Here is a 16,702-nt window from a genome sequence, read left to right as displayed (position 1 = left end):
GTCAGCGCGGGAGTTCGGCGCGTCGCAGCGGGGCGGAGCACAGGGTGACCAGGGCGCCCAGGCCGCAGATCGCCGCGCACACCGCGAAGACCGGGCCGGTCGACCACCGCTCGACCGCGGCGCCGACCAGCGGGAACGTCAGCGGGGCGATGCCGAACCCGGTCAGGGTGGCGACGGAGGTGACCCGGCCCAGGTGGGCCGGGCTCGCCGTGACCTGGAGCAGGGCCCCGCGCAGGGCACCGCCGAGTCCCGCCGCCAGGCCGACGACCAGGGTGACGGCGGTCGCGGTGGGGGCCGACGGGGTGTGCGCGAGCCCGGCGATCGCCAGGGAGCCGACGATCTCTCCCCCGGCGATGACGAGCCCGGCGCGGGGGACGCGGCCGCGCAGGGTGAGCAGCAGCGAGGCGGCCCCGGCCCCGGCGCCGAACCCGGCGAGCACCCACCCCATGCCGGCCGAGCCCCACCCCTTCTCCTCGGCCAGCAGGATCAGCCCGAGGTTCATCGGCCCGACGAAGCCGAGGTCCGCCAGGGCCGTGGCGATCACCAGCGGCCGCAGGACGCGGTGCCGCCCGATGTGACGCACCCCGTCCCGCAGACCACCGGGCGTGGCACCCGGCGGGTGCGGGGAGTCGCCCCGCGCGGTCTCCGGCGAAGGTGCGGCATCGGCCGGGACGGCCTTCGGCGAGTGACCGCCCCCGGCCGGCGCGGCACCCGGTGAGCCCTCGGTGCCGCTCGGCACGGCGGCCGGTGAGCGCGCCGGACCGGTGGCTGCGGGCCCGGGTGGCGGTGCGGAACTCCCCGCCGCCTCCGCCTCTCGCGTGGTCCGCACGGCCCGCAGGACGGGCAGCGATCCGCCGATGAGGAGCGCCGCCAGGGCGAACGCCCCCGCCGTGCCGCCGAGCGCGATGCCGAGGCCCGCGAGCGGGCCGCCCAGGACCGTGGCGAGGCGGGTGGCGAGACCGCGCAGGCCGTGGACGCGGGCCAGCTGGCCGTGTCCGGTGATGCGCGCGGGCAGTGCGCCCGCGGCGGGCAGGAAGACGGCGTCGACGATCCCGAACAGCAGTGCCGTCGTGCCGAGCGCCCACAGACCCGGGCTGGTCACGAGCAGCGTTCCGGCCGCCGCGACGACCAGCAGGAAGCGCAGGGCGCTGCTGCCGAGGACCACGCGGCGCGGCCCGTAGCGGTCGGTGATCACTCCTCCGCCCGGCATCAGCAGGGCGCGCGGCGCGGCGCTCAGCGCCGTCACCAGCCCGGCCTGGGCAGGGCTTCCGGCCTGGACGGCCGCCCAGGACAGGGCGACGTAGTAGACGGTGTCCCCGACCGCCGACGCCGTGTACGCGCCGAGCCAGCGCAGCACGTTCGGGTCGCGGTGGGCGGCGGTCTCAGTCACGGAAGGGGAAGGCATGGGTGTGCAGCGCGACGTTCTCGCGCCCCTCGGTGTTCCCGGCTGCCTCGGCCGCACGCCCCCGCTCCTGGTACTTGCGGGCCAGCGCCCGCAACTCCTCGGCCAGTTCGGCAAGTTCATGCGCCGTGAGCCGCAGGACCGACTCGGAGGACTCCGCCGCGGTGCTCCACTCGGGAGCCCAGTGCGGGCGTTCGTCGAGGTATCGCCGGTACATGCCGGCCTGCTGGTCGAACAGGAGACGGCCGGCCGCGGTGTGCGCCGCGGCCCGTTCGGGGTCGTCGCGGAAGTCCTCGTCGTGGATGCTCACCCCGTCCGAGGCCGGCTGCCACCAGCGTTCCCGCCCGTCGGCGCTCTGCGGCTCGGCCTCCTCGATCAGGCCGTGCTCGGCCAGCTTGCGCAGGTGGTAACTGACCAGCGAGACGGCCTCGTCGACCTGTTCGGCCAGGTGCGAGGCGGTGGCGACCCGGGAGAGTCTCAGGCAGCGCATCAGCCGGATGCGCAGCGGATGGGCCAGCGCTTTGAGGGTGCCCACGTCGGTGATGCGGCGGTCCCGCTCCTCGCCTGCCATGCCCATGACCGTAGAAAGGAAAGGAATGTTGCACAACTCCTTTTTTGCGCAACGTCCGTTCGGCACCCGGCACGGGAAGGCCCCGGCCGCGTTGCGCGGCCGGGGCTTCAGGGGGCGGGGTCTCAGCGGCGGGGTGTCATCGCACCGGGTGGCCCGCTTCCCCGAGGGTCTGCTTGACCTGGCCGATGCGCAGGTCGCCGAAGTGGAAGACCGATGCGGCCAGGACCGCGTCCGCGCCCGCCTCGACCGCGGGCGGGAAGTCGGCCAGGGCGCCCGCGCCGCCCGAGGCGATGACCGGGACCGTGACGTGCTTGCGCACGGCCCGGATCATCTCCAGGTCGTAGCCGTCCTTCGTGCCGTCCGCGTCCATCGAGTTGAGCAGGATCTCGCCCGCGCCCAGCTCGGCGGCCCGGTGCGCCCATTCGACCGCGTCGATGCCGGTGCCGCGGCGGCCTCCGTGGGTGGTCACCTCGAAGGAGCCGGACTCGGTGCGGCGCGCGTCGACCGACAGGACCAGGACCTGGCGGCCGAAGCGCTCGGCGATCTCGCGGATCAGCTCCGGGCGGGCGATGGCCGCCGTGTTGACGCCGACCTTGTCCGCGCCGGCCCGCAGCAGCCTGTCCACGTCCTCCGCCGTGCGCACGCCGCCGCCGACCGTGAGCGGGATGAACACTTGCTCGGCCGTGCGGCGCACCACGTCGTAGGTGGTCTCGCGGTCGCCCGACGAGGCGGTGATGTCCAGGAACGTCAGCTCGTCGGCGCCCTCGGCGTCGTACACCTTGGCCATCTCGACGGGGTCGCCCGCGTCGCGCAGGTTCTGGAAGTTGACGCCCTTGACGACCCGGCCGTTGTCCACGTCCAGGCAGGGGATGACTCGGACCGCCAGGGTCATGAATCGTGCTCCTCTAGTGTTCCGCTGAGGGAGTGCCTCTGAATGCTTCGACTTCCACCGACACCAGGACCCGGGAGTCGATGAACCCCTGCACGACCAGCAGGGTCGTGGCCGGGCGTACGGCGTCGAACATCTCCTTGTGGGCCCGCCCCACCGCGTCCACGTCCCGCGCGTGGGCCAGGTACACCCGGGTGCGGATCACCGAGTCGGCGGTGAGGCCGAACTCGGCGATCGCCTCCAGGGCGGTGGCGAAGGCCACCTTGGCCTGTTCGTAGGGGTCGCCCTCGCCGTAGAGCACGTCGCCCTTGAAGGCGGTCGTGCCCGCGACGAGCACACGGTCACCCGCCGCCACGGCCCGTGCGAAACCGAAGGAATCTTCCCAGGGACTTCCGCTCTGCACACGCCGTACGGCTTCGGACGTCATGACGACACAGCCTCCAAGGCTTCTTCCAGGGTGAACGCCTTCGCGTACAGCGCCTTCCCTACGATCGCGCCCTCGACACCGGCCGGTACGAGACCGGCGATCGCGCGCAGGTCGTCCAGGGACGACACGCCCCCGGAGGCGACGACGGGGCGGTCGGTGGCCGCGCAGACGTTCTTCAGCAGCTCCAGGTTGGGGCCCTGCAGCGTGCCGTCCTTGGCGATGTCGGTGACGACGTAGCGGGCGCAGCCCTCCTTGTTCAGGCGCTCCAGCGTCTCGTACAGGTCGCCGCCGTCACGGGTCCAGCCGCGGCCGCGCAGGGTCGTGCCCCGGACGTCCAGGCCCACCGCGATCTTGTCGCCGTGCTCGGCGATGACCCTGGCGACCCACTCCGGGGTCTCCAGGGCGGCGGTGCCCAGGTTGACGCGGGTGCAGCCGGTGGCGAGGGCGGCGGCGAGGGTGTCGTCGTCGCGGATGCCGCCGGACAGCTCGACCTTGATGTCCATCGCCTTGGCGACCTCGGCGATCAGCTCGCGGTTGTCCCCGGTGCCGAAGGCGGCGTCCAGGTCGACCAGGTGCAGCCACTCGGCGCCGGAGCGCTGCCAGGCCAGGGCGGCCTCCAGCGGGGAGCCGTAGGAGGTCTCCGTGCCGGACTCGCCGTGCACCAGGCGGACGGCCTGGCCGTCACGGACGTCGACGGCGGGCAGGAGTTCGAGCTTCGAAGCCATCAGAGGGTTCCGATCCAGTTGTTCAGCAGCTGGGCTCCGGCGTCGCCGGACTTCTCGGGGTGGAACTGCGTGGCCCACAGGGCGCCGTTCTCGACGGCCGCGACGAACGGCTTGCCGTGCGTGGACCAGGTGACCTTGGGGGCCTCCATCGCCGGGTTGTGCGTCTCCAGCGACCAGTCGTGGACCGCGTAGGAGTGCACGAAGTAGAAGCGCGCGTCCGCGTCCAGGCCGGCGAAGAGCCGCGAACCGGGCGCCGCATCCACGGTGTTCCAGCCCATGTGGGGCACCACCTCGGCCTGCAGCGGCTCGACCGAGCCGGGCCACTCGTCGAGTCCGTCGCTCTCCACGCCGTGCTCGATGCCGCGCGCGAAGAGGATCTGCATACCGACGCAGATGCCCATGACCGGCCGGCCGCCGGACAGCCGGCGGTCGATGATCCAGTCACCGCGCGCCTCGCGCAGACCCGTCATGCAGGAGGCGAACGCGCCGACGCCGGGCACGAGCAGGCCGTCCGCGTTCATGGCCTTGTCGTAGTCACGGGTGATCTCGACGTCCGCTCCCGTGCGGGCGAGGGCGCGCTCGGCGGAGCGGACGTTGCCGAAGCCGTAGTCGAAGACGACGACCTTCTTTCGCGGGCTGCTCAATTCCACACCTCCAGCCTCAGGACACCGGCGGCCAGGCACATCGCCGCGCCGATCGACAGCAGCACGATCAGGCCCTTGGGCATCTTCTGCCTGGCGAACGAGTAGACCCCGCCGGCGAGGAACAGGCCGACGACGATCAGCAGGGTCGAGATGCCGCTCACAGGGCGCCCTTCGTGGACGGGAGGATGCCGGCCGCGCGCGGGTCGCGCTCGGAGGCGTAGCGCAGGGCCCGGGCCAGCGCCTTGAACTGGCACTCCACGATGTGGTGCGCGTTGCGCCCGTAGGGCACGTGCACGTGCAGGGCGATCTGCGCCTGGGCCACGAAGGACTCCAGGATGTGCCGGGTCATGGTGGTGTCGTACTCGCCGATCATCGGCGCCATCTTCTCGGGCTCGGTGTGCACGAGGTAGGGGCGGCCGGACAGGTCGACGGTGACCTGGGCGAGGGACTCGTCCAGCGGGACCGTGCAGTTGCCGAAGCGGTAGATGCCGACCTTGTCGCCGAGGGCCTGCCGGAAGGCGGCACCGAGGGCGAGGGCGGTGTCCTCGATCGTGTGGTGCGAGTCGATGTGCAGGTCGCCCTCGGTCTTCACGGTCAGGTCGAACAGACCGTGCCGGCCGAGCTGGTCGAGCATGTGGTCGTAGAAGCCGACGCCGGTGGAGATCTCCGTCTTGCCGGTGCCGTCGAGGTCTATCTCGACGAGGACCGAGGTCTCCTTGGTCGTCCGCTCCACGCGTCCGATGCGGCTCATTGACTCTGCTCCTTCTTCAGTGCACGGACCGCGTCGAGGAACGCGTCGTTCTCTTCGGGGGTTCCGGCCGACACGCGCAGCCACCCGGGGATGCCGTTGTCCCGCACCAGCACCCCGTGGTCGAGGATCTTCCGCCACGCCGCGTGCGCGCCGCCCTCGCCGTCGAAGCGCCCGAACTGCACGAAGTTCGCGTCGGACTCGACGACCTCGTAGCCGGTCGCCCGCAGCTCGGTGACCAGGCGGTCCCGTTCGGCCTTCAGCTGCTCCACATAACCGAGCAGCGTGCCGGTGTGTTCCAGGGCGGCCAGGGCGGTCGCCTGGGTGACGGCGGACAGGTGGTACGGCAGCCGGACCAGCTGGACGGCGTCGACGACGGCCGGGTGTGCGGCCAGGTAGCCCAGGCGCAGGCCCGCCGCGCCGAACGCCTTGGACATGGTGCGCGAGACGACGAGGTTCGGGCGCCCCTCGATCAGCGGCAGCAGCGAGTCGCCGTGGCTGAACTCGATGTACGCCTCGTCGACCACGACCATCGACGGCTTCGCCGCCTGCGCGGCCTCGTACAGCGCGAGGACGGTCTCGCGCGGGACGGCGTTGCCGGTGGGGTTGTTGGGGGTGGTGACGAAGACCACGTCGGGCCGGTGCTCGGCGATGGCCTGCTCGGCGGCGGCGAGGTCGATCGAGAAGTCCGCGCCGCGCGGCCCGGAGATCCAGCCGGTGCCGGTGCCGCGCGCGATCAGCGCGTGCATCGAGTACGACGGCTCGAAGCCGATCGCCGTGCGGCCCGGACCGCCGAAGGTCTGCAGCAGCTGCTGGATGACCTCGTTGGAGCCGTTGGCCGCCCAGACGTTGGCCACGCCGACCCGGTGTCCCGAGGTGTCGGTCAGGTACTCGGCCAGCCGCGTGCGCAGCTCGACCGCGTCCCGGTCGGGGTAGCGGTTGAGGTTTCTGGCCGCCTGACGGACCCGCTCGGCGATGCGCTCGACCAGCGGTTCGGGCAGCGGGTAGGGGTTCTCGTTGGTGTTCAGCCGTACGGGGACGTCCAGCTGGGGCGCGCCGTAGGGGGACTTGCCGCGCAGCTCGTCGCGTACGGGGAGATCGTCGATGCGTACGTCGCTCACTTGCCCTGCGGAACCTTCCAGTCGAACCTCGCCTTGATCGCCGCGCCGTGGGCCGGCAGGTCCTCCGCCTCGGCCAGCGTGACGACGTGGTGCGCGACGTCGGCCAGCGCCTCGCGCGTGTAGTCGACGATGTGGATGCCGCGCAGGAAGGACTGCACGGACAGGCCCGAGGAGTGGCAGGCGCAGCCGCCGGTGGGCAGGACGTGGTTGGACCCGGCCGCGTAGTCGCCCAGCGACACGGGCGCCCAGGGGCCGATGAAGATCGCGCCGGCGTTCCTGACCCGGTCGGCCACGGCGGCGGCGTCGGCGGTCTGGATCTCCAGGTGCTCGGCGCCGTAGGCGTCGACCACCTTCAGGCCCTCCTCGATGCCGTCGACCAGGACGATCGCCGACTGCCGGCCGGACAGGGCCGGGACGATCCGGTCCTCGACGTGCTTGCTGGCGGCGACCTGCGGCTGAAGCTCCTTCTCGACGGCCTCGGCGAGGTCGGCGGAGTCGGTGACCAGGACGGCGGCGGCCAGCGGGTCGTGCTCGGCCTGGCTGATCAGGTCGGAGGCGATGTGCACCGGGTCGGCCGTGTCGTCGGCGAGAACCGCGATCTCGGTCGGGCCCGCCTCGGCGTCGATGCCGATCTTGCCGGTGAAGTAGCGCTTGGCGGCGGCGACCCAGATGTTGCCCGGGCCGGTGACCATGTTCGCGGGGGCGCAGGACTCGGTGCCGTAGGCGAACATCGCGACGGCCGTGGCGCCGCCGGCCGCGTAGACCTCGTCGACGCCGAGCAGGGCGCAGGCGGCGAGGATGGTCGGGTGCGGCAGGCCGCCGAAGTCGGCCTGCGCGGGCGAGGCGAGCGCGACGGACTCCACGCCGGCCTCCTGGGCGGGCACCACGTTCATGATCACGGAGGACGGGTAGACCGACCGGCCACCGGGCGCGTACAGCCCGACGCGCTCGACCGGAACCCACTTCTCGGTCACGGTTCCGCCGGGCACGACCTGGGTGGTGTGCGTGGACCGGCGCTGGGCGCGGTGCACGGTCCGGGCCCGCCTGATGGACTCCTCCAGGGCCGCGCGCACGGCCGGGTCGAGCTCCTCCAGCGCACGCGTGAGCGCGGCGGCGGGGACCCGCACTTGGTCGAGCCTGACCCCGTCGAACCGCTCGGCGGCGTCGATCAGCGCCGCGTCGCCCCGATGATGCACGTCCTCGCAGATCGGACGCACCTTGTCCAGGGCGGCCTGTACGTCGAAGTCGGCTCGGGGCAGCAGGTCACGCAGGGCGGGGCCCTCGACGAGGGCGTCGCCGCGCAGATCGATTCGGGAGATCACGTGCTCAATTCTCTCAGACCCGGGTGAGGCACTGTCCGCACGTATCAGTGGCTGATACGGCGCGCCGCGGAATCCGGTGGAACACTCCTCACTCTTCGCTTTCGAGTCGTCACTCTTCGGGCATGAACAGTTGTACGAGGAACCGACCCGCGCGCGTATCCGCGGGGAGAAGGGAGAGCGGTGACCGAGGGGGACGGCGTCCGCGCCGGTGAGCTGCCCGACGACCTGACCGCCGCCGAGGCAGGCATGTGGCAGGCGTTCCGCAACGGCAGCGTGTACGACCTGAGCAGCGGGGACGCCGTGGCGGACGATCCGCACGCCGGCGGGCCGTGGGACGAGGAGCGGACCGTGCGGGCCCGGATCGTCTGCTGGCTGCTGCTCGACGGACCGCCCGCCCTGGCCGGGCGGGTGGCGTCGCTGAAGCTCGTCGGCGTGCAGGTCAGCGGCTCACTGGACCTGGCGGGTGGCACCGTGGAGCCGTACGTGGAGCTGCGCCGCTGCCGGTTCGAGCAGGACGTGCTGCTGCCGGAGGCCCGCTTCACGACCCTGCGGATGGTGGACTGCTCGGTGCCGCGGCTGGAGGCGGCCCGGGTGCAGACGGAGGGCGACCTGCACCTGCCGCGCTGCCGCTTCCACCACGGCATCCGGCTCACGGACGCGCAGATAGGCACGGACCTGATGCTGAACCAGGCGGTCGTGCACCGGGACCGCAGCGGCCGGTCGGTCGCGGCGGACGGCCTGACCGTCGGCCAGGACCTCCAGGCCGAGCTGCTGGAATCGCACGGCGAGCTGAGCCTGCGCGCGGCCACCGTCGGCGTGTCGCTGAGCCTGCGCGGGGCCCGTCTGGCCAATCCGTACGCCCGGCTGGCGCTGAACGCCCCGCAGCTGACCGTCGAGCGCAGCCTCTACCTGACCCCGGCGGGGGTGGGGGCGCAGGCGATGAGCGGGATGACCCCGGCGGAGGGCACCCGGATCCAGCGGTTCGCCTGCGAGGGCGGCATGCGGCTGGACGACGGGCGCTTCGGCGACGCCGTCGACTTCGAGCTGGCCCGGTTCACCCTCGCGGACGGACAGGAGCTGTCGCTGCGCCGGGTGCAGACGCCGGAGCTGCGGTTCCTCGGGGAACGGCCGGCGCGCGGCCGGGTGGTGCTCTCCGGCGCGAAGGTCGTCAACCTGATGGACCGGGCCGACGCCTGGCCCGGCCCCGGCCGGCTGCACATGGGCGGCTTCACCTACGAGAACCTGGTGCCGCGCGGGCCGTTCCCGCTGGACGAGCGGCTGGAGTGGGTCGCGGCGGCCACCGCCGAGTACAACCCGGAGCCGTACGAGCGGCTCGCGGCCGTGCTGCGGGCGGGCGGGGAGGACCAGCACGCCCGGGAGGTGCTGCTCGCCAAGCAGCGCCGGCACCGCGAGAGCCTGCCGCTCGCGGCCAAGATGTGGGGCTACGCGCAGGACTGGACGGTCGCCTACGGGTACCGGCCGGGCCGGGCGGCGGTGTGGATGGCCGTGCTGTGGGCGGCGGGGTCGGTCGCCTTCGCACAGGCCGGGCACCCGCCGATGAAGCGGGGCGAGCACCCCGAGTGGAGCCCGGTGCTCTTCACCCTCGACCTGCTGCTGCCCGTCATCGACCTGGGCCAGGTGGGTTTCTGGCAGTTGCGCGGCGGGTGGCAGTGGCTGGCGACGGTCATGATCCTGCTCGGCTGGATCCTGGCGACGACGGTCGCGGCGGGCGCGACCCGGCTGTTGCGGCGCAACTGAGGCGTCCCCTGGGGTCGAAGGTGAAGAGCTGTCATGTTTTTACCTTCTCTTGACCGAAAGCCGTACAACTTTTCGCAATGTGCCGGAACGATCTGGCGCCGCCGCGAGCAGCCGACTTTCAATGGTCGGCACCATGGCGATGCAGTTGCCGTTCATCCGCGCGAGCCGGATGACAAGGACCCCCCACCCCGCCGCCCGCCCGGACGACGACGAGGTGCTGCTCGACGCGCCCGACGCGCGGCTGAGCCCGGCGCTGGTCGCCGCCGCCCGCGGCGAGCACGGCCCGGCCGCCGCTCTGCTCCTCGCCACCCGGACGGCCGGCGAGTGGGAGCGGCGCGACCGGTACGTGACCCGGCTGGCCGCCTTCGCCCGCTCGCGCCCCGAATGGCTGGACGCCTGGCTCGCCCTCGCCCCGAAGGACCCCGACGCGCTCGTGGTCGGGGCCCAGCTCGCGGTGGACCGCGCCTGGGGCTCGCCGGCCCGGGCCGAGCTGCTGCGCGAGGTGAGCCCGCTGATCACGGCGGCGGCCCGGGCGGACCAGCGCGACCCGGTGCCCTGGCGTCTGGCACTCGACCACGCCCGGGGCGCCCAGGCCGGCCACACCTACTTCGAGGAACTGTGGGCGGCGGCCGTCCGGCGGGCCCCGCACCACTACGGCTGCCACGTGGCGGCCCTGCGCTACCTGGCCGCCTCCTGGCACGGCTCGCACCGCGAGTGCTTCGACTTCGCCGACCGGGCCGCCCAGGACGCCCCCGCCGGCACCCTCGTCCAGGCCCTCCCGGTCAGGGCCGCCTTCGGCTACCTCACCGACGGCTGCGGGCCCGAGGTGCCGCGTGGACGCCTGGACGCGGCGGCCGACCGGGCGATCGCGCTGTCCCCGCTGCTGCCCGCGGCCGACCCCTGGCCCGCCCGGATGCGCAACCTGCTGGTCTTCGTCCTGGTGCGCCTGGAGCGCTGGCAGGACGCCCGCGAACAGCTCCGGCTGAACGGCCCGTACGCCACCTCGTTCCCCTGGGACCGGGTGTCGGACGACCCGCTCGGCCACTTCCTGGCCGTGCGCGAGCAGGTCCGGGCCGCGGCGGCCGGGCAGCCGCCCGGGCATCCACAGGGTGAACGGGGCGGACGGGTCCGCGGCGGCGACCATTAGGCTCTTGCGTCGTGACCACCGTCCGGCTCCCCCTCTTCCCCCTGAACTCGGTGCTGTTCCCGGGGCTCGTGCTCCCGCTCAACGTCTTCGAGGAGCGGTACCGCGCCATGATGCGCGAGCTGCTGAAGACGCCCGAGGACGAACCGCGCCGGTTCGCCGTCGTGGCGATCCGCGACGGCCACGAGGTGGCCCCGAGCTCACCCGGCATGCCCGATCCGACCGCCCTGCCCGAGCGGGGGCCGCTGGCGGGCTTCGGCCCGGACCCCGTCAAGGCGTTCCACAAGGTCGGCTGCATCGCGGACGCGGCGACCGTCCGGGAGCGCACCGACGGCTCCTTCGAGGTGCTGGCGACCGGCACCACCCGGGTGAAGCTGCTGTCGGTCGAGGCGTCCGGCCCCTTCCTGACGGCCGAACTGGAGCCGCTGGCCGAGGAACCGGGCGACGAGGCCCCGCCGCTCGCGGAGGGGGTGCTGCGCTCCTTCCGCCAGTACCAGAAGCGCCTGGCGGGCGCGCGGGAGAGGTCGCTGACGACCGGGGCGGAACTGCCCGACGAACCGGGCGTGGTGTCCTACCTCGTGGCGGCCGCGATGATGCTCGACACCCCGACCAAGCAACGGCTGCTCCAGGCCCCCGACACGGCCTCGCGCCTGCGGGACGAGCTGAAACTCCTTCGCGCCGAGACGGCGATCATCCGTAACCTGCCGTCGTTGCCGGCGTCGGAACTGACGCGCGGCCCGATGAGTCTCAACTGAGCGGACCGGCATGGCGAAGAAGGCGAAGAAGCAGCAACAGCAGGGCGGCACGCCCGCGACGGTGGCCCTCACGGCGGCGGGAGCGCGGTACACGGTCCACTCCTACGACCACGACCCCGCCCACCCCTCCTACGGCGAGGAGGCCGCCGAGGCGATGGGCGTCTCCCCCGACCGGGTCTTCAAGACCCTCGTCGCGGACGTCGACGGCACGCTGACCGTCGCCGTGGTCCCGGTGGCGGGCCAGCTGGACCTCAAGGCGCTGGCCACGGCGGTGGGCGGCAAGCGGGCGGCCATGGCCGACCCGGCGCTCGCCGAACGCACCACGGGGTACGTCCGGGGCGGCATCTCCCCGCTGGGCCAGCGCAAGAGGCTGCCCACGGTCCTGGACGCGTCGGCGTCGGACCACGCGACGATCTGCGTCTCGGCCGGGAGGAGGGGCCTTGAGGTGGAGCTCTCCCCGCAGACCCTCGCGGACCTGACGCAGGCGGTCCTGGCCCCCATCGGCCGCCCGGCCTGAGAACCGCCGCACCCGGCCCGGGCCGCGGACGGACGCGCGGCGCGGGCGGCCGCGCGACGCCACGACGCTCGGCGGCCGGCGGCAGCCACGGCGGGTCCGGCCCCGGGCCGGCGTGGCCGACGGCGTGCGGTCGGCTCCCCGCCCGCCCGGCGCCGGTCGGCTACGTGGCGGGCGGCGGCTGCGCCCCGTACGGCCCGTCCGCGAACTCCGGCTCGGGGTCCCGGGGGCCGAACAGGGCCGTGAGCCCGAGGTGCACCACCAGCGCGGCGAGCGGCCAGGCCAGCAGCGCCCCCTTGGCCCCGAGCTTCAGCGGCGCGGAGAACGTCACCCCCTTGCCGACCTCGCGCGCGTGCGCGATCACGTCCTGGGCGGGTCCGAGCCAGACCCCGACCCGCCAGGCGAGCAGCGAGCCGAGCAGCCCGCCGACCGCCAGTCCCACCACCAGCGGCACGCCGCCGCGCCGCCGCAGCAGGAACACCGCCAGCGCGCTGATCAGCCCGAAGCCCAGCGCGAGCAGCACGAACGTGCCGTCGACCCCGATCGCCTGTTCGCCCTCGGTGTCCTTGAGGTAGACGACCCAGTTGCCGCCCGTCACGTCCCCGACCAGCGGGACGTGCGGTGCGAACCACCACCACAGCAGGCCCAGCAGCACCCCGCCGAGGGCCACGGCCACGGCCACCACACCGGCCTCGCGTACTTCCGTCCTCATCCCGGGGCCGTCCTGTCCGTACCAGCCGTCTCCGCGGTGCTCGGCGTGCTCGGAGCCCGGTGCCACGGGCCCGGTGGCCGGCGGCTGCCACGGGCCCTGGGCGGAGTGTTCGTGCGGTGGTGGCGGCGGAGTCAGCGGTGCGGTCACCCTGTCATCGTGCCAGGTGCGCCTGTGCACCGCGTCACCGGACGATCCGTCCCTGCTCACCGGACGGCCGCCCGGCGGTACGCCCAGGTCGCCACGGCCAGGGAGACGACGCCCACGGCCCCGCACACGGCGAGGTCACCCAGCACGAACGCCCAGTCGGGATCCGGCCCGAAGGTCCGCGCGAGCGCCTCCACCCCGTAGGTCGACGGCAGCAGGTCCCGCGCGAACCGCACGAACTCCGGCATCCGGTCGGCCGGCAGCACCCCCAGCAGCAGCGCCGCCGACATGCCCAGCTGCCCGAGCAGCGTGGCCAGCTCGGGCCGGGGCGCGAGCAGCCCGAGGGCCGCCCCCAGGCCGGCGAGCGCGGCGCCCGCGAGCGGGATGACGCCGATGAGGATCCACAGATGGGCCAGCGGCAGCCCGAACAGCACACAGCCGAACACCGCCGTGACGACCGTCCCGGGCACGGTGAACGAGGCGTACGCGCCCGCCGCGCCCAGCACCACGGCCGCCGGCGGCACCGGCAGGGTCGCGTAGTGGTCGAGCCCGCCGCTGGCCCGCAGCTGCCCGAAGTACTGCGCGAGCAGGTTCAGCGCGACGAAGGCGACGACCAGGACCGAGGAGCCGGCGACGACCGCCTGCGCCTCACCGCCGTCGTCCACGACCCCGCGCATGAGGATCATGATCCCGACCGACTGGAAGGTCGCCACGAACAGCAGCGGGATCCGCGCCACCCGCGCACGGGACAGCTGCGCCCGGTACACGGCCGCCAGCGAGGGCCACAGCCGCGCCCGGGGGCCGAGCTCGGCCGCGCCCCCGGCGGGCTCCTCGGCGGCCAGGGCACCGCCCGGCAGGACATCGGCGGGTACGACACTCACGTCGCGCTGCTCCCCTTCGTCGGGTCCACTGCGGCAGTCGGTACGTACGCGGAGGCCCGGTTGCTCAAGCCCGGCCCGTCCGGGGCCCCCCGCACCCGGGGCCTTGGCGATCGGGGCGTGGGCGCTCGCCGCCCGGGTGCCGCTCACGCCTTGACCAGTCCCTGCTGTGCGGCCCCGCCCAGCGCCAGGTAGACGTCCTCCAGGCTGGGCGTGGTCAGGGTGAAGTCGTCCAGCGCGGCGAAGGCGGCCCCGCCGGTGACGGTCGCCACGACCGCCCGGGCCTCCTCGGGCCCGAGCCGGAGCGTCCAGCGGCGGCCCGACTCGGCGGCGCGGTCCCGCAGTGCGGCCACCTCCGGGACGTGCAGCGGCGCGCTCTCCCGCCACACCAGGTCGACCCGCACCTCACCGGCCACCCGCTCCTTGAGCCCGGCCGGGGTGTCGCAGGCGATGACCCGCCCCCGGTCCAGGACGGCCACCCGGTCCAGCACGGTCTCGGCCTCGATGACGTTGTGGGTGACCAGCAGCACCGTCGTCCCGTGCTCGGCGCGCCGCCGGTCGACCGCGGACCAGACGGCCCGCCGCGCCACCGGGTCCATGCCCGTGGTCGGCTCGTCCAGCACCAGCAGAGGGCGCTCGCCCACCAGGGCCGCCGCGAAGCACGCCAGGCGCCGCTGACCCCCGGAGAGCTTCTTCAGCGGCCGTCCGGCCAGGGGCGTGAGCCCCAGCTCGTCCAGGACGGCGTCCCGTTCGGCGCGGGCCCGCCCGGCGCCCAGTCCGCGCAGCCGCCCGGTGGTCTCGGCGGCGAGCGACACGGTCAGCTCGTCGAGCGCGGTCGACTCCTGCCCCAGGTAGGCCAGGATCCGGGCGGCCCGTTCGGGATGGCGCACGATGTCGTGGCCGAGGATCCCCACGCTGCCGCTGTCGGGCCGCATCAGTCCGGTGAGCTGCCGGACGAGGGTGGACTTGCCGGCGCCGTTCGGCCCGAGCAGACCGAAGATCTCGCCGCGGCGGATGTCCAGGTGCACGTCGTCCGTGGCCCGGACCTCGGCGGTGGCGGGCACTCCGCGCCGGCCCCGGACCGCCGGATAGGTCTTGGTCAGCCCGCGCACCGCGCACACGATGTCCCCATCGTGCCGAAATGCCTGTGCCGCGCGCGTACTCACAAGGGACGAGACTACGGGGTCGGGGACCCCGGCCCGCTCCCGGGGCGGCCGGTGAGGGGAAATGCGCCCGCGGGATTCTCAGTCGCCGACCGGGGCGTGCTCCACTCCCGTGCGGACGCCGATCTCCTTCCAGAAGCCGGCCCGGATGGCGTAGCGGTCCCGTTCGTCGATCTGGTCGTCCTTGTGGGCGAGCAGGCCGAAGCGGGCGGCGTAGCGCAGCAGCTCCCCGTCGACGCGGTGCGGGATCCGGGGGTACATCCCGGACAGTTTCTGCAGGTGGCTGTGGTCCCCGAGGCGTTCGACCCAGCGCCGGGCGAAGACCTGGCCCACCTCGTAGGGGTCGCCGCCGACCGTGGTGATGTCCTCCTCGCGGTCGGCCCAGCGCTGCTCGGCGGTGGTCAGCTGGGCGAGCGTCGGCATCGAGGCGGCCTCGGGGGGCTCGGGTGCGGGCCGGTCGACCCACCCTTTGTCGGAGGACCAGCGCAGGGTGGCGGAGGCGGGCTGCCGTTCGTGCTGGGTGCCGGGGGCCCGCAGGGCTGCCAGGTCCTTGGGCGTGGGGACCCCTCCTTTGGCGGCGGCGGGCACCCGCTCGCCGGTGCCGTCGGGGACGGGGGCGGCGGCCTGGTGGTCGGGCTGCGGGGCGGGCCGCTCGGGCGGTGCGGACAGGGCGGAGTCGGGCAGGGGCGCGGAGAGGATCGCGGCGATCTCGGGCCGGGGTGCGGGCTGCGGCGCGCACACCCCGGTGTGCTCCTTGGCGCGGACGGCCTTGGTGATCCACGTCCGGTCCAGGACGCGCCGCTCGTCGGCCTCGGCGACCAGGTCCTCGGACTGGTTGTAGTCGCCGTCGGCGGCCTGTACCGCCCACAGGTGGACCGCCACCCCGTGTTCCTTGGCGGCCATCATGCCGGGCAGCAGATCGCCGTCGCCGGTGACCAGGACGATGTCGGAGCAGGCGCGGTTGCGGGCCAGTTCGGTGAGCTCGGCGTGCATCGCCGCGTCCACGCCCTTCTGCGCCCAGCGGCCGTCACTGCGGGTCAGCGCGCCCAGGCGGACGGTGACCCGGGGCATCACGCGCAGCCGGCGGTGCTCGGGCTGCGGGACGCGGTCGGGGGCGCCGTCGAACCAGTAGATGCGCAGCAGGGGCTGCGCGGTCTCGGATTCGGCGCGTTCGCGCAACGCCTGGATGAGGGCGGCGTGGTCGACGGTGATGCGGGACCGCGAGGGCTCCCCGGCGAGGAGGCTCGCCGCGGCTCCCAGCAGATATCCGGCGTCCACCAGGACGATGCAGCGGTCCACGCGACTCACCCTCTTCCCAGGAGGTTTGCTTCGGGGCTCGCTTCGAGTCTGCCCGACGGCGCGGAGGTTAACGGCCGGAACTCGATCTTCGGCGTGGCGTTTCGCCCCGCCCTTCTCCGACTACCCCTGTCACGCAGGGTGATTGCTCGACATGCGAGCGTCGTCGGCCTGTGTGAATCTGATCCCGGCCCTGGCCCCTAGATCCCCCACAGGAGGCATCACCATGGCCAAGAACAAGAACCGTGACCGTAAGCAGCAGCGTCCGACCGACCGCGGGCAGCGGGCGGACCGCCGTCCGGCGGCCGAGACGGAGGCCCAGCCCGAGGTCGAGTTGACCCCCGGCGACGTGGCGACCCGCAAGCGCAAGCGCAGCTTCGGCCACAACTGACGTCTGTGTGAAGGGTTTGCCGACCCAGGTTCGCCGACCCCCCACACACGTGCACGAGGGGCGTACCAGGTACCGGGTACGCCCCTCACGCGTGTGCG

The 16,702-nt window shown here is 73.6% G+C and carries 19 protein-coding genes; 5 read left to right on the top strand and 14 right to left on the bottom strand.

Going from position 1 to position 16,702, the window contains the following annotated elements; all coding sequences use genetic code 11:
• Window position 1 precedes the first annotated feature (1 nt).
• The 10 genes from Q5694_RS07045 to hisD form a co-directional block, all read right to left on the bottom strand.
• Window positions 2-1,405 carry an MFS transporter gene (locus Q5694_RS07045; RefSeq protein WP_333931226.1) on the bottom strand — a complete coding sequence of 468 codons (1,404 nt, stop codon included), beginning with the start codon at window positions 1,403-1,405 and terminating at the stop codon, window positions 2-4.
• Window positions 1,383-1,973 (bottom strand): ArsR/SmtB family transcription factor, encoded by a 591-nt coding sequence (locus Q5694_RS07040; RefSeq protein WP_333931225.1) that lies wholly within the window; start codon window positions 1,971-1,973, stop codon window positions 1,383-1,385. The genes Q5694_RS07045 and Q5694_RS07040 overlap by 23 nt, the downstream gene beginning before the upstream one ends.
• A 136-nt stretch (window positions 1,974-2,109) precedes the next feature.
• Complete coding sequence (gene hisF / locus Q5694_RS07035; protein WP_333931224.1) at window positions 2,110-2,865, bottom strand: imidazole glycerol phosphate synthase subunit HisF; 756 nt, start codon at window positions 2,863-2,865, stop codon at window positions 2,110-2,112.
• A 13-nt stretch (window positions 2,866-2,878) separates the two neighbouring features.
• On the bottom strand, window positions 2,879-3,289 hold the full coding sequence (locus Q5694_RS07030) for a RidA family protein (protein ID WP_333931223.1): 411 nt from the start codon (window positions 3,287-3,289) through the stop codon (window positions 2,879-2,881).
• Window positions 3,286-4,014, bottom strand: a complete 729-nt coding sequence (gene priA / locus Q5694_RS07025) for a bifunctional 1-(5-phosphoribosyl)-5-((5-phosphoribosylamino)methylideneamino)imidazole-4-carboxamide isomerase/phosphoribosylanthranilate isomerase PriA (RefSeq protein WP_333931222.1) — start codon at window positions 4,012-4,014, stop codon at window positions 3,286-3,288. Before priA ends, Q5694_RS07030 begins: the two co-directional genes overlap by 4 nt.
• Window positions 4,014-4,658 carry an imidazole glycerol phosphate synthase subunit HisH gene (hisH, locus tag Q5694_RS07020; protein WP_443040824.1) on the bottom strand — a complete coding sequence of 215 codons (645 nt, stop codon included), beginning with the start codon at window positions 4,656-4,658 and terminating at the stop codon, window positions 4,014-4,016. The genes priA and hisH overlap by 1 nt, the downstream gene beginning before the upstream one ends.
• Window positions 4,655-4,819: a hypothetical protein gene (locus Q5694_RS07015; RefSeq protein WP_333931220.1), complete on the bottom strand. Its 165-nt coding sequence runs from the start codon at window positions 4,817-4,819 to the stop codon at window positions 4,655-4,657. Before Q5694_RS07015 ends, hisH begins: the two co-directional genes overlap by 4 nt.
• Complete coding sequence (gene hisB / locus Q5694_RS07010; RefSeq protein ID WP_333931219.1) at window positions 4,816-5,409, bottom strand: imidazoleglycerol-phosphate dehydratase HisB; 594 nt, start codon at window positions 5,407-5,409, stop codon at window positions 4,816-4,818. Before hisB ends, Q5694_RS07015 begins: the two co-directional genes overlap by 4 nt.
• The gene (locus Q5694_RS07005; protein ID WP_333931218.1) at window positions 5,406-6,527 is read right to left on the bottom strand and encodes a histidinol-phosphate transaminase; all 1,122 of its coding nucleotides are present in this window, start codon (window positions 6,525-6,527) and stop codon (window positions 5,406-5,408) included. Before Q5694_RS07005 ends, hisB begins: the two co-directional genes overlap by 4 nt.
• On the bottom strand, window positions 6,524-7,849 hold the full coding sequence (gene hisD, locus Q5694_RS07000) for a histidinol dehydrogenase (RefSeq protein WP_333931217.1): 1,326 nt from the start codon (window positions 7,847-7,849) through the stop codon (window positions 6,524-6,526). The genes Q5694_RS07005 and hisD overlap by 4 nt, the downstream gene beginning before the upstream one ends.
• A 180-nt stretch (window positions 7,850-8,029) precedes the next feature.
• On the opposite strand from hisD, the gene Q5694_RS06995 reads away from it, so the two are divergent.
• The 4 genes from Q5694_RS06995 to ybaK all read left to right on the top strand — a co-directional run bounded on the left by Q5694_RS06995 (window position 8,030) and on the right by ybaK (window position 12,023).
• On the top strand, window positions 8,030-9,607 hold the full coding sequence (locus Q5694_RS06995; RefSeq protein ID WP_333931216.1) for an oxidoreductase: 1,578 nt from the start codon (window positions 8,030-8,032) through the stop codon (window positions 9,605-9,607).
• Window positions 9,608-9,728: 121 nt separating this feature from the next.
• Complete coding sequence (locus Q5694_RS06990) at window positions 9,729-10,754, top strand: hypothetical protein (protein ID WP_333931215.1); 1,026 nt, start codon at window positions 9,729-9,731, stop codon at window positions 10,752-10,754.
• 11 nt (window positions 10,755-10,765) lie between these two features.
• Window positions 10,766-11,506 carry an LON peptidase substrate-binding domain-containing protein gene (locus Q5694_RS06985; protein ID WP_333931214.1) on the top strand — a complete coding sequence of 247 codons (741 nt, stop codon included), beginning with the start codon at window positions 10,766-10,768 and terminating at the stop codon, window positions 11,504-11,506.
• 10 nt (window positions 11,507-11,516) lie between these two features.
• Entirely contained in the window at window positions 11,517-12,023 is a 507-nt protein-coding gene (gene ybaK, locus Q5694_RS06980; protein WP_333931213.1) for a Cys-tRNA(Pro) deacylase, read from the top strand.
• Window positions 12,024-12,183: 160 nt separating this feature from the next.
• Here ybaK and Q5694_RS06975 read toward each other — a convergent pair whose 3' ends face one another.
• From Q5694_RS06975 to Q5694_RS06960, 4 genes are all read right to left on the bottom strand, one after another.
• The gene (locus Q5694_RS06975; RefSeq protein ID WP_333931212.1) at window positions 12,184-12,879 is read right to left on the bottom strand and encodes an AAA family ATPase; all 696 of its coding nucleotides are present in this window, start codon (window positions 12,877-12,879) and stop codon (window positions 12,184-12,186) included.
• A gap of 56 nt (window positions 12,880-12,935) precedes the next feature.
• A complete protein-coding gene (locus tag Q5694_RS06970) occupies window positions 12,936-13,757 on the bottom strand; it encodes an ABC transporter permease (RefSeq protein ID WP_333931210.1) in 822 nt (273 codons plus the stop codon).
• Between the two features lie 143 nt (window positions 13,758-13,900).
• On the bottom strand, window positions 13,901-14,875 hold the full coding sequence (locus Q5694_RS06965) for an ABC transporter ATP-binding protein (RefSeq protein ID WP_333931209.1): 975 nt from the start codon (window positions 14,873-14,875) through the stop codon (window positions 13,901-13,903).
• A 123-nt stretch (window positions 14,876-14,998) separates the two neighbouring features.
• On the bottom strand, window positions 14,999-16,216 hold the full coding sequence (locus Q5694_RS06960; RefSeq protein WP_333931208.1) for an NYN domain-containing protein: 1,218 nt from the start codon (window positions 16,214-16,216) through the stop codon (window positions 14,999-15,001).
• A gap of 223 nt (window positions 16,217-16,439) precedes the next feature.
• Between Q5694_RS06960 and Q5694_RS06955 the strand changes: the two genes are divergently transcribed.
• On the top strand, window positions 16,440-16,604 hold the full coding sequence (locus tag Q5694_RS06955; RefSeq protein WP_333931206.1) for a hypothetical protein: 165 nt from the start codon (window positions 16,440-16,442) through the stop codon (window positions 16,602-16,604).
• Window positions 16,605-16,702: the final 98 nt, after the last annotated feature.

It is taken from the genome of Streptomyces sp. AHA2 (assembly GCF_036857595.1).
GTDB lineage: Bacteria > Actinomycetota > Actinomycetes > Streptomycetales > Streptomycetaceae > Streptomyces.
The sequence above is the reverse complement of the archived record's forward strand: the minus strand, read 5'-3'. Positions and strand labels throughout refer to the sequence as shown.

Coding starts and splice junctions, on each gene's coding strand:
- Q5694_RS07030 (WP_333931223.1), bottom strand. CDS start 3,289: ATGACGTCCGAAGCCGTACGGCGTGTGCAGAGCGGAAGTCCCTGGGAA.
- hisB (WP_333931219.1), bottom strand. CDS start 5,409: ATGAGCCGCATCGGACGCGTGGAGCGGACGACCAAGGAGACCTCGGTC.
- Q5694_RS07045 (WP_333931226.1), bottom strand. CDS start 1,405: ATGCCTTCCCCTTCCGTGACTGAGACCGCCGCCCACCGCGACCCGAAC.
- Q5694_RS07040 (WP_333931225.1), bottom strand. CDS start 1,973: ATGGCAGGCGAGGAGCGGGACCGCCGCATCACCGACGTGGGCACCCTC.
- Q5694_RS06990 (WP_333931215.1), top strand. CDS start 9,729: ATGGTCGGCACCATGGCGATGCAGTTGCCGTTCATCCGCGCGAGCCGG.
- ybaK (WP_333931213.1), top strand. CDS start 11,517: ATGGCGAAGAAGGCGAAGAAGCAGCAACAGCAGGGCGGCACGCCCGCG.
- priA (WP_333931222.1), bottom strand. CDS start 4,014: ATGGCTTCGAAGCTCGAACTCCTGCCCGCCGTCGACGTCCGTGACGGC.
- hisF (WP_333931224.1), bottom strand. CDS start 2,865: ATGACCCTGGCGGTCCGAGTCATCCCCTGCCTGGACGTGGACAACGGC.
- Q5694_RS06955 (WP_333931206.1), top strand. CDS start 16,440: ATGGCCAAGAACAAGAACCGTGACCGTAAGCAGCAGCGTCCGACCGAC.